This window comes from Arenimonas malthae CC-JY-1 (assembly GCF_000747075.1).
GTDB lineage: Bacteria > Pseudomonadota > Gammaproteobacteria > Xanthomonadales > Xanthomonadaceae > Arenimonas > Arenimonas malthae.
In genome coordinates this window covers 1-9,473 of the sequence record NZ_AVCH01000028.1, presented here as the reverse complement: position 1 = coordinate 9,473, position 9,473 = coordinate 1, and the positions used below count along the sequence as shown (strand labels likewise).

Below are 9,473 nucleotides of genomic sequence, written 5' to 3'. Positions count from 1 at the left end.
GCGTCCGAAGGGACGCGAACGACAAGTCATGCCCTGGTTGGTGTCTGGACCGATTTAGCCCGGCCGGATCCGCAAGAAAAATGTTTCGCCTTGGCCCCCGAGCGTGACGCGCAAGCACCGGAGCGGGCAGTGACGGGCCTTTCGTCCAGCCAACCTGGTGCCACGCACCGGACACGCCGTGAAGGCGAGGGTCGATTCCTGGGAGATAAAGGCTTCACCGAGCAGGAATCGACCCGCGCCTTCGCGGTGGGGCCGGCGCCAGTTCAGTGGGCAAAGAAGAACCGACCAAACCTTCCCGGACTTGGGTGAAGAACCTTTTTCTGCCTCAGCCCGGCGCGTCGAACAGCCCGCCCTGCGGCGGCAGTTCGTCGTTGCGGCGGAAGTTCGCCAGGCCCACGCCCACCAGCCGGTAGCGCGTGCGCGCGGGCAGTTCCACGCGCTGGCGCAGCTCCAGCGCGATCTCGGTGAACTGCGCCAGCGACGTCGGCGGCGTGGGCGGGGTGAGACTGCGGGTGAGGATGCGGAAGTCGGCGGTCTTGAGTTTGAGCACCACGGTGCGCGGGCTGCGTTCAAGCTCGCGCTTCGCCCCGGCCCAGGCCTTTTCGGCGAGGCGGCGGATGGCGTCGCCGGTCTGTTCCAGCGGCACGTCGTGTTCGAAGGTGTCCTCGGCGGAGACCTGGGTGGTGGGGCGCTCGCTTTCCACCGGGTGGTCGTCGATGCCGAGCGATAGTTCGTGCAGGCGCCGGCCCCAGCGGCCGAAGCGGCGCTCGAGTTCGTTGCCGCCGTGCGCGCGCAGCTGGCCGACGGTGGCGATGCCCAGGGCCTGCAGGCGCGATTCCATCACCTTGCCCACGCCCGGCAGCTTGCCCACCGGAAGCGGGGCCAGGAAGTCGAGCACCATCGCCGGCTTCACCACGAACTGGCCGTCGGGCTTGCGCCAGTCGCTGGCGATCTTGGCCAGGAACTTGTTGGGCGCGATGCCGGCCGAGGCGGTGAGGCGGGTCTCTTCGCGGATGGCGGCGCGGATGGCCTCGGCCACGGCGGTGGCGCTGGCTAGGCCCTGCTTGTTTTCAGTGACGTCGAGGTAGGCCTCGTCGAGCGAGAGCGGTTCGATCAGGTCGGTGTGGCGCTGGAAGATTTCCCGCACCTGGCGCGACACGGCCTTGTAGCGGGCGAAGTCGGGCGGCACGAACACCGCGTCGGGGCAGAGCTTCTCGGCCCGCAGCGCCGGCATCGCCGAGCGCACGCCGAACCTGCGCGCCTCGTAGCTGGCGGCGCACACCACCGAGCGCGCCCCGCGCCAGGCCACCACCACCGGCCGTCCGCGCAGGGAAGGGTCGTCGCGCTGTTCCACCGACGCGTAGAACGCGTCCATGTCCACGTGCACGATCTTCCGAACCCCGCCCATCCTCCCATTGTCCGGCAAATGGGCCCCGCGAACATATTTGCCTGGGTACAAGGTTTGAAACGACTATGTTGCCCGACCCCATGTCCAGGGAGAGCGCGGGTGGTGCCGGAGCATGTCGAGAGGTATCGGGCGGAGTACCGGGCCACGCTGATCCCGGCGGGGTATCGCGGGCAGTGGCATGCGCTGTTCACCTTCGGGGTGGGCGGGCTGGTGCTGCTGGCCTGCCTCTGGCAGCTGGAAGCGGTGCGGCCGCTGGAATGGCTGGCGGTGCCGCTGTCGCTGGCCTACGCCAACCTCACCGAGTACCTGGGCCACCGCTATCCCATGCACCGGCCGTTCCGCGGCCTGGGCCTGGTCTACAAGCGCCACGCCGGCCAGCACCACCGCTTCTTCACCCACGAGGCCATGCCGGTGGATTCACCGCGCGATTTCCGCGCGCTGCTGTTCCCGCCGGTGCTGGTCGTCTTCTTCTTCGGCCTGTTCGGCGTGCCGGTCTGGTTCCTGCTCGACGCGGTCGTGTCGGCCAACGTCGCCTGGCTGTTCGTGGCCTCGGCGCTGGCGTATTTCCTGAACTACGAAATCCTGCACACCGCCTACCACCTGCCGGAAACGCACTGGCTGGCGCGCCTGGGGCTGGTGCGCAGGCTGCGCTGGCTGCACCAGGCCCACCACGACCCCAAGCTGATGTCGCGCTACAACTTCAACATCACCTACCCGCTGGGCGACTGGCTGTTCGGCACCCTGTACCGGCCGCCGCGCTGAGGCCTCAGGCCGTGCGTTCGCGCAGCGCGGCCCGGTAACGCCGGCTGCAGGGCAAGGTGCTGCCGTCGCGCAGGTGGATGCGGGCGTCGCCGGTGTCGAGCGGCTCGATGCTGGCCACCTGGTCGAGGTTGACGATGTGGCTGCGGTGCACGCGCTGGAAGCGGGCCGGGTCCAGCCGCGATTCGAGCGCCGAGATCGTGCTTCGCAGCGGGTAGTCGCGGCCGCGCACCCGCAGGTTCACGTAATTGCCCGAGGCCTGCAGCCATTCGATGTCGGCCGCCGCCACCAGGAATTCACGGCCCAGCTTGCGCACCAGGAAACGCTCCGGCCGATCGATCGGCTCCACCGGCGGCGCGTCGTCGTCCGGCGCGGCCAGCAGGCTGGCCTCGCCCTGCAGCCGGCGCAGCAGGAAGCGGTAGGCCTCCATCAGCAGCACCATGCCGGCGAAGCTGCGCACGTCCTTGAGGTATTCGTAGGCGAACTGCCGGCCCCAGTGGCCGAAGTCGTAGCTGTCGCCCGCGCTGGCGTAGATGGCCATGCGCAGGCCCACCATGGCCACCACGTGCAGGGCGGAAAACGCCACGCTGGCCAGCAGGTAGGCCGGCAGCCGCCGGCGCCAGGTGTCGAGGTGCAGCGGGTAGCGCCGGGTGAACCAGGCCACCGCCGGCACCAGCGCCAGGAAGACCAGGTTGCTGCTGCCCTCCCAGATCCAGGGCTCGGCCGGGTGGTGGGGCAGGCCGGCCCGGCGCATTTCCATGCCCACCGTCAGGGCGTTGCCCACCATGCTCGCCAGCGCGGTGCAGATCCAATACCCCCACTCGACCCAGCGTCGGTAGGGCAGGTAGCGCTCGTAGGCGCCGGGGGCAGGGGAAGCGTCGGCCATCGCCCGATTCTAGACAGCCCGGGGCGCAGGAAGGCCAGCCCCGTTCGTCCCTGCCGTCCGCGGTTCGTCCCCGGCGGCCCCCGGCGCGTCCCTTCGCGCTGGGCGCCGGCGCCGGCCCGCCCCAGTCTGGCCGCGAATCCACCGGAGCCCCCCATGGAACGCCGCCACGACCTCGACGCCCTGCGCGTCCTCGCCTTCCTCCTGCTCATCGCCTACCACTGCGCCATGCTCTACGTGGCCGAGTGGGACTGGCACCTCAAGAGCACCCACCTGGCCGAATGGCTGCAGTGGCCCATGCTGGCCATGAACCGCTGGCGCATGGCCCTGCTGTTCCTGGTTTCCGGCCTGGCCATCGGCCTGTACCAGCCGGCCCGGCACCCCGGCCGCTTCGCCCTGGACCGCACCTGGCGCCTGCTGCCGCCGCTGCTGTTCGGCATGTTCGTGGTGGTGTCGGTGCAGGCCTACTGCCAGGGCGTGGTCAACGGCACCGTCCGCCCGGGCTACCTGGAGTTCCTGTGGCGCTACTGGCAGGTCAAGCCCTGGCCCGAGGGCGGCTTCGACGGCGCCGAATACGGCATCACCTGGAACCACCTGTGGTACCTGGCCTACCTGTGGCCCTACAGCCTGCTGCTCACCGCGCTGCTGCCGCTGCTGGAATCGGCGCCCGGCCGGCGCCTGCAGGCGGCCTTCGCCGGGCTGCGCGGCGGGGCCCTGGTGCTGCTGCCGGCGCTGCCGCTGGTGGTTTACCTCAACGTCCTGCTGCCGCGCTTCGAGGCCACCAACGACCTGATCCACGACTGGTTCCAGCATGCCCAGTTCTTCACCGTGTTCGTCTATGGCTACCTGCTGGCCCGCGCGCGCGGGTTCTGGGAGGAAATCGTCCGCCTGCGCCGGCCGCTGGGCCTGGGCGCGGCCGCGATGTGCGTGGTGTACGTGGGCCTGGTGAAGTCGGGCGTCGAATTCGGCGAACCGGCGCTGGCCGCGGTGCGCAGCCTGCGCGGCCTGTTCGTGTGGACCACGCTGCTGGCCATCCTGGCCTGGGCGAAGCACGGCCTCGACCGGCCGTTCCGCTGGCTGCCCTATGCCAGCGAGGCGGTGTTCCCCTGGTACGTGATCCACCAGAGCGCCACCGTGGTGGTCGCCTACTGGCTGGTGCCGCTGCAACTGGACGCGTGGCTGGAAGCGAGCCTGGTGGTCGCGGGCACGGTGGCCGCTTGCCTGCTCGGCCACGAAATCGTTCGCCGCGTTGCCTGGCTGCGCCCGCTGTTCGGCCTCAAGCGCCGCAAGCCGTCAGTGCGCCCGCAGCCGGAAGCGCTCGCGGTAGTCGGCGGGCGTCAGTGAGGTGGCGCGCTTGAACAGCTTGCGGAAGCTCGAGGCGTCGGAATAACCGCAGCGTTCGACGATTTCCTCGAAGCTCAGCAGCGTGGTTTCCAGCAGCGCCTTGGCGCGCTCCACCCGCAGGTGCTGCAGGTGCGCCAGCGGGCTGGCGCCGTAGTGCTGGCGGAAGTGCCGCAGCAGGCTGCGCTCGCTGGTGCCGCAGTGGCCGGCGAGCTCGGCGATGCTCAGTTCGCGGTGCAGTTCGCGCTGCAGGAAGGCCTCGGCCTTCTCCGACAGCGAATGCCGCGGGCGTTCGCCCAGGGCCAGGCTGATGTAGGGCGCCTGGCTCTGGCGGTCGGGGTCGATGAGCATCATGCGCGCGGTGTGCTGGGCCAGGGCCGGGTCGGCGTGGCGCGCCAGCAGCTGCAGCATGTAGCCCATCACGGCGGTGCTGGCGCCGGTGGTGGTGACGCCGTCGTCCTCCACCACCATGCGGTCCACCGACAGCTTCACGCGCGGGTAGCGGCGGCGGAAGGCGCCGTCGAGCCACCAGCTGGTGGTGGCCTCGTGGCCGTCGAGCAGGCCGGCCTCGGCCAGCAGGAAGGCGCCGCAGCAGCTGGCCGCCAGCGGCACGCCGCGCAGCGACAGCGCGCGCAGCAGTTCGATCTCGGGACCGTACTGGCCCAGCCGTTCCACGGCGTCGTGCGCGCTCGAATGCATGTAGCCCGGCACCACCAGCACGTCCAGTGCGTGGTCGGGCGAATGCACCGGGCCCAGCGCCAGGCCGCCGGAATCGCTGAAGCTGGCCTGGCCGCGGGCGCCGACCAGCACCGTCTGCAGCCGCAGCGGCGTGGCCGGGTCGCGCACCTGGGCCAGCTTCTGGGCGATGCGCAGCATGTCCATCGGCCCGACCAGGCTGGAGGCCATGGCGCCATCCAGCGCCAGCAGGCCGACGGTGAAGCGCTGCTCAGTCCGCGACATAGACGGCTCCGGAGTTTTCGGCCAGCCAGGCCACCAGCGTTTCCGGCACGGCCAGCGCCGGCGTGCCGGTGGGCAGCGGCTGGCCGCAGGGCACCAGCACCACTTCGCCGGGGTGGCCCGCCGGCAGCGGCGTGGCGGAAGGCGCCAGCAGGGTGGGCCGGCCATCGCGGCCGGTGGTGAGCAGCCACAGGCCGCGCGGCGGCGGGCTGCCGGCATGGCAGGTTTCGGCCACGCGCAGCTTCACGTCGCGGCCCTCGGCGGGCAGCAGGCGCCAGCTTTGTTCCTGGCGGCGCAGGACGGCGTCGTAGCGGGCGCCTTCGACGAAGACGGCCTCGTCGGCCACCGGCTCGGCGGCGGAAGCGGCGAGGGACAGCGTGGCGAGCAGGGCGGCCAGCATCAGGCGTTTCATGGGTGACTCCGTGCGGGACGGGCGGGGGCCCGGGGTGAGCACAGGGTCGCGCTGGCGAGTTTCGCCCGGCAGTGGCGAAAACGCCACCTTGCGGGCCAAATCAGACATTCACCCGCCCGGGGGGGCGGATTCCCGGATCAGCAGCCCTCGGGGTAGTGCAGCCAGCCGGTGGTGGCCCCGTCGGCGCCGGTCACGCGCTCGACCCGGCCGCAGTGCAGCACCGGCGGGTTCTCGCGCACCGGCAGCCACAGCGGCGAACCTTCGCCGGGCGCCGTGTCGGCCTCGGCCACGGGCTGCACCGATTCGATTTCGCCGCTGCCCAGGTCCACCAGGCAGTCGAAGCGCGCCATCCCGCTGTCGCGCAGGCGCACGGTGGCCTTGCCGCGGTTCATCGGCCAGGCCTTGGTGACCACGTCGGTGGCCACGCCGGCGTCGAGCGCGCAGCGCGACACCGCCGTGGCCAGCGAGGGCAACTGCCGCGACCAGTCGTCGTCGGCCTTGGTGGCGGCGTCGAAGGCCGGCGCGGCGCCCAGGTCGAGGCCGTATTCGGCGGTGCAGCAGCCGTTGGCGGTGCTGCCGTCGGCGAAGTTCACCGCGGCGCTGAAGGGCATGGCCGGGCCGTCGGCCATGGTGTCGAAACACTGCGCGGGCGAGAGCAGGGCGCCCACGGCGTCGCCCGGGCTGTCTTCCGGCGCGCCGCGGAAGGTCCAGGCGCCGCCGTCGGTGGCGCGCAGCTCGCCGGCCAGCACGGTTTCGCCTTCGGGCGTCTTGAGCAGGGCGTTGTCCACGGCCAGGTCCAGCGCCCAGAAGGGTTCGTTGCCGCGGCACAGGAAGGCGCGCGGCACCTGGCCGGCGGGCGGCGCGGCTTCCGCTTCCGCGGGCGCCGGCGCTTCGGCGACGGGCGCGGGTGCAGCGGCGGGCGTTTCGGCCGGCGGCGGGGCCGCGTCGCGCGAGCAGGCGGCCAACGCCAGCAGCAGGGCCAGGGCGATCGGGGTGCGTGCGTTCATGCGGCGTCTCCGGGGGGCTTTGCGCGCACCATGCCGCAGGCCCGGGGCAGCGGCAAGCTGAACTGTTCGCGCGTCCAGCCGGCACCGCGTCAACGCGGCGGGGCCCTGGACGTTCTAGGGGGCATCGGCGGAATACACCGCCACGCAACGGAGACCTGCCATGCGCAAGACCCTGCTTTTTACCGCCCTGGCCCTGGCCAGCGGCCTCGTGCTGGCCCAGCCGGCCGCGCCCGCCGACCGCGAGGCGATGCGCGCCGAGTGGCGCGCCAAGGCCGAGGCGCGTTTCGCCGAAGCAGACAAGAACGGCGACGGCAAGCTCGACAAGGCCGAGGCCGCCGGGCACGCGCCGCGGCTGGCGGAAAACTTCGATCGCATCGACGCCAACGCCGACGGCGGCATCGACAAGGAAGAACTCGCGCAGATGCGCGCGAAGATGCACCACGGCCGGCGCGGCATGCACGCGCGCAGGACCTTCCACCAGGGCCTGTTCCTGGGCATGGACGACGACCGCAACGGCGCCATCAGCCGCGCCGAGCTGGGCGACAAGGTGCCGAAGCTGGCGGAGAACTTCGCCGCCATCGACAAGGACGGCAATGGCGAGCTGAGCCACGAGGAGTTCCGGGCCCACCGCCAGGAGATGCGCGCGAAGCGGCAGGCCGCGCGCGCGAAGTGAGTGCGTCGCGGGCGGGGTGCGCGAACACGCCCCCGCCCGCGCGGTGAATCAGAAGCGCAGGCCGGCGCTGATGCCGTACACCACCGGGTCCACCTCGGCGGTGCCGACGTTGCCCAGGGTTTCGACGGTCACGTCGGTGTCGAACGACAGCTTGCGCACGTCGGCGCGCAGGAAGAAGTTGTCGTTGACGAACCAGTCCAGGCCGGCGCTGAAGCTGATGCCGTCGGCGTTCGAGCCGTCGATGCCCAGGCCGGCCAGCGCACCCAGGGTTTCTTCGCCCGACACGTTCACCCAGCCGTAGCCGATGCCCACGAACGGGCGCACCACGCTGTCCGGCGCGAAGTGGTAGTTCAGGCTCAGCGTGGTCGGGCGGTGCTCGACCGAGGCCACGGTGCCCAGGCCGGCGAGGGTCACTTCGTGCTCGAACTTGGCCAGGCCGCTCCACAGCTCGACCGAGAAGTTGTCGTTGAAGGCATAGGCGGCGCTGCCGGTGACGCTCCAGTCGTCGTTCACGCTGGCGTCGGCGCCGGCCAGGGTGCCGTTGTCCGACTTCGGGTTGGTGTTGTGGTAGCCAAGGGTGGCGCTGAAGCCCTGGGCGTTGGCGCTGGTGGCGGCGAAGGCGGCGGCGAGGGCGAGGCTGGTCAGCACGAGGCGGGACATGGGGGGCTCCTGGAATGTGGTCGGGGCGCCGGCACGGGCACCGGCGCACAGAGGCTGCGCGGCCCGGCATCAACCGGCGGTGAGGCCGGCGTCCACGCCGGGTGAATGCCCGTGACCCCAGTCATGGTCGCTTTTGGCACACGACCGGCCGCAACCCATGGCCCACCCTGTGCATCACAGCCATGGAACCCCGCCGGAGAACCCCATGAAACGCGCCCTGCTCCTGATCGCCCTGTCGACCGCCGCGGGAGGCGCCTTCGCCGGCGACCTGCACTGCGACGTGCAGTCCGACTACGACCTGAGCCTCGACGAGGACAGCCTGCGTTTCGAGCGCGAGGGAGGCACCCCCGAACGCATCGAGATCCGCCGCGGCCGCCTGCTCGTCGATGGCAAGGCCATGGCCCTGGGCGCCGCCGACCAGGCCCGCCTGGAGCGCTACGAAGCCCAGGCCCTGCGCATGGCGCCGGAAGTGCGCGAGGTCGCGCTCGAGGCGGTGGACATCGCTTTCACCGCGCTGTCGGAAGTGGCCCGCGGCCTGTCGGACGACCCGGACCAAACCCTGGCCAAGCTGCACGACGCCCGCCGCGAGGTGATGCGCCAGCTCGACCGCGCCAGCACCGCCGCCATCGACGACGAGGCCCTGGACGCGGTGATGGAAGAAGCCGTGGCCAGCCTGGTGCCGGCGCTGGTGGGCGACATCGTGAAGTCCGCGCTCGCGGCCGCTTTCTCCGGCGACACCGCCCGCGCCGAGGCGCTCGAGGCCCGCGCCGAGCGCATGGAGGCCGAGATCGAACGCCTGGTCGAGCCCCGCGCCAAGGCGCTGGAACGGCGCGCCGAAGCGCTGTGCGCGCAGGTGGCGGCGCTGGACGCGATCGAGGAGGAATTCGAATTCAGGCTGCCCGGCGGCGAGCGGCTGGATCTCTTGCGCTCGGGTCCGGAATGACCCCGCCCGGGCGCGGTACAGCACGCGCGCCCGCCGGTGTTTGCGCTCCCCACGCCCCCCGGCACCCCCCGGGGGGTTTTTTTTGCGGGAAACGGGGGGACAATAGCCGACCCAGCGAAATGAAACCCAGGTGGACCATGGCCGAGCTCAAGGAAGCGCGGGTGCCGGATATCGGCGCTGACAAGGACGTGCCGGTGATCGAGCTGCTCGTGCAGCCCGGCGACGCGGTGAAGAAGGACCAGGGCCTGGTCACGCTCGAATCCGACAAGGCCACGATGGAAGTGCCGGCGCCCTTCGACGGCATCGTGCGCGAGCTGAAGGTGAAGGTCGGCGACGAGCTCTCGGAAGGTTCGGTGGTGGCGCTGATCGAGCCGTCGGCTGCCGCGGCCCCGGCCCCGGCCGCCGCCAAGCCTGCCGGAGCAAAGCCGGC

11 protein-coding genes are annotated in these 9,473 nt (G+C 71.4%); 5 read left to right on the top strand and 6 right to left on the bottom strand.

Going from position 1 to position 9,473, the window contains the following annotated elements:
• Positions 1 to 325 precede the first annotated feature (325 nt).
• A complete protein-coding gene (gene dinB / locus N790_RS02675; RefSeq protein ID WP_043800359.1) occupies positions 326 to 1,408 on the bottom strand; it encodes a DNA polymerase IV in 1,083 nt (360 codons plus the stop codon).
• 102 nt (positions 1,409 to 1,510) lie between these two features.
• Between dinB and N790_RS02670 the strand changes: the two genes are divergently transcribed.
• Positions 1,511 to 2,170 carry a sterol desaturase family protein gene (locus tag N790_RS02670; protein ID WP_211251936.1) on the top strand — a complete coding sequence of 220 codons (660 nt, stop codon included), beginning with the start codon at positions 1,511 to 1,513 and terminating at the stop codon, positions 2,168 to 2,170.
• Between the two features lie 4 nt (positions 2,171 to 2,174).
• On the opposite strand, the gene N790_RS02665 is transcribed toward N790_RS02670, so the two are convergent.
• Entirely contained in the window at positions 2,175 to 3,053 is an 879-nt protein-coding gene (locus N790_RS02665) for a LytTR family DNA-binding domain-containing protein (RefSeq protein ID WP_043800355.1), read from the bottom strand.
• A gap of 153 nt (positions 3,054 to 3,206) precedes the next feature.
• Here N790_RS02665 and N790_RS02660 point away from each other — a divergent pair, with 153 nt between their 5' ends.
• Positions 3,207 to 4,394: an acyltransferase family protein gene (locus N790_RS02660; RefSeq protein ID WP_043800354.1), complete on the top strand. Its 1,188-nt coding sequence runs from the start codon at positions 3,207 to 3,209 to the stop codon at positions 4,392 to 4,394.
• On the opposite strand, the gene N790_RS02655 is transcribed toward N790_RS02660, so the two are convergent.
• From N790_RS02655 to N790_RS02645, 3 genes are all read right to left on the bottom strand, one after another.
• Entirely contained in the window at positions 4,344 to 5,351 is a 1,008-nt protein-coding gene (locus tag N790_RS02655) for a GlxA family transcriptional regulator (protein WP_052385630.1), read from the bottom strand. The two genes, N790_RS02660 and N790_RS02655, sit on opposite strands and share 51 nt — an antisense overlap.
• Positions 5,338 to 5,760 (bottom strand): hypothetical protein, encoded by a 423-nt coding sequence (locus tag N790_RS16260; protein ID WP_169742133.1) that lies wholly within the window; start codon positions 5,758 to 5,760, stop codon positions 5,338 to 5,340. Before N790_RS16260 ends, N790_RS02655 begins: the two co-directional genes overlap by 14 nt.
• 137 nt (positions 5,761 to 5,897) lie before the next feature.
• The gene (locus N790_RS02645) at positions 5,898 to 6,767 is read right to left on the bottom strand and encodes a hypothetical protein (protein ID WP_043800350.1); all 870 of its coding nucleotides are present in this window, start codon (positions 6,765 to 6,767) and stop codon (positions 5,898 to 5,900) included.
• Between the two features lie 160 nt (positions 6,768 to 6,927).
• On the opposite strand from N790_RS02645, the gene N790_RS02640 reads away from it, so the two are divergent.
• The gene (locus tag N790_RS02640; protein WP_052385629.1) at positions 6,928 to 7,440 is read left to right on the top strand and encodes an EF-hand domain-containing protein; all 513 of its coding nucleotides are present in this window, start codon (positions 6,928 to 6,930) and stop codon (positions 7,438 to 7,440) included.
• Between the two features lie 48 nt (positions 7,441 to 7,488).
• Here the strand turns inward: N790_RS02640 and N790_RS02635 are convergent, their stop codons facing one another.
• Positions 7,489 to 8,100 carry an OmpW/AlkL family protein gene (locus tag N790_RS02635; RefSeq protein ID WP_043800348.1) on the bottom strand — a complete coding sequence of 204 codons (612 nt, stop codon included), beginning with the start codon at positions 8,098 to 8,100 and terminating at the stop codon, positions 7,489 to 7,491.
• Between the two features lie 205 nt (positions 8,101 to 8,305).
• Between N790_RS02635 and N790_RS02630 the strand changes: the two genes are divergently transcribed.
• On the top strand, positions 8,306 to 9,043 hold the full coding sequence (locus N790_RS02630; RefSeq protein WP_043800346.1) for a DUF2884 family protein: 738 nt from the start codon (positions 8,306 to 8,308) through the stop codon (positions 9,041 to 9,043).
• A 137-nt stretch (positions 9,044 to 9,180) separates the two neighbouring features.
• Positions 9,181 to 9,473: biotin/lipoyl-containing protein (locus N790_RS02625; protein ID WP_043800344.1), on the top strand; the 293-nt coding region annotated here is incomplete at its 3' end.

Bases quoted from the DNA above. Each gene is read 5' to 3' on its own strand.
- N790_RS02630 (WP_043800346.1), top strand. From the start codon at position 8,306: ATGAAACGCGCCCTGCTCCTGATCGCCCTGTCGACCGCCGCGGGAGGC.
- N790_RS02665 (WP_043800355.1), bottom strand. From the start codon at position 3,053: ATGGCCGACGCTTCCCCTGCCCCCGGCGCCTACGAGCGCTACCTGCCC.
- N790_RS02640 (WP_052385629.1), top strand. From the start codon at position 6,928: ATGCGCAAGACCCTGCTTTTTACCGCCCTGGCCCTGGCCAGCGGCCTC.
- N790_RS02645 (WP_043800350.1), bottom strand. From the start codon at position 6,767: ATGAACGCACGCACCCCGATCGCCCTGGCCCTGCTGCTGGCGTTGGCC.
- N790_RS02655 (WP_052385630.1), bottom strand. From the start codon at position 5,351: ATGTCGCGGACTGAGCAGCGCTTCACCGTCGGCCTGCTGGCGCTGGAT.
- N790_RS02635 (WP_043800348.1), bottom strand. From the start codon at position 8,100: ATGTCCCGCCTCGTGCTGACCAGCCTCGCCCTCGCCGCCGCCTTCGCC.
- dinB (WP_043800359.1), bottom strand. From the start codon at position 1,408: ATGGGCGGGGTTCGGAAGATCGTGCACGTGGACATGGACGCGTTCTAC.
- N790_RS16260 (WP_169742133.1), bottom strand. From the start codon at position 5,760: ATGAAACGCCTGATGCTGGCCGCCCTGCTCGCCACGCTGTCCCTCGCC.
- N790_RS02660 (WP_043800354.1), top strand. From the start codon at position 3,207: ATGGAACGCCGCCACGACCTCGACGCCCTGCGCGTCCTCGCCTTCCTC.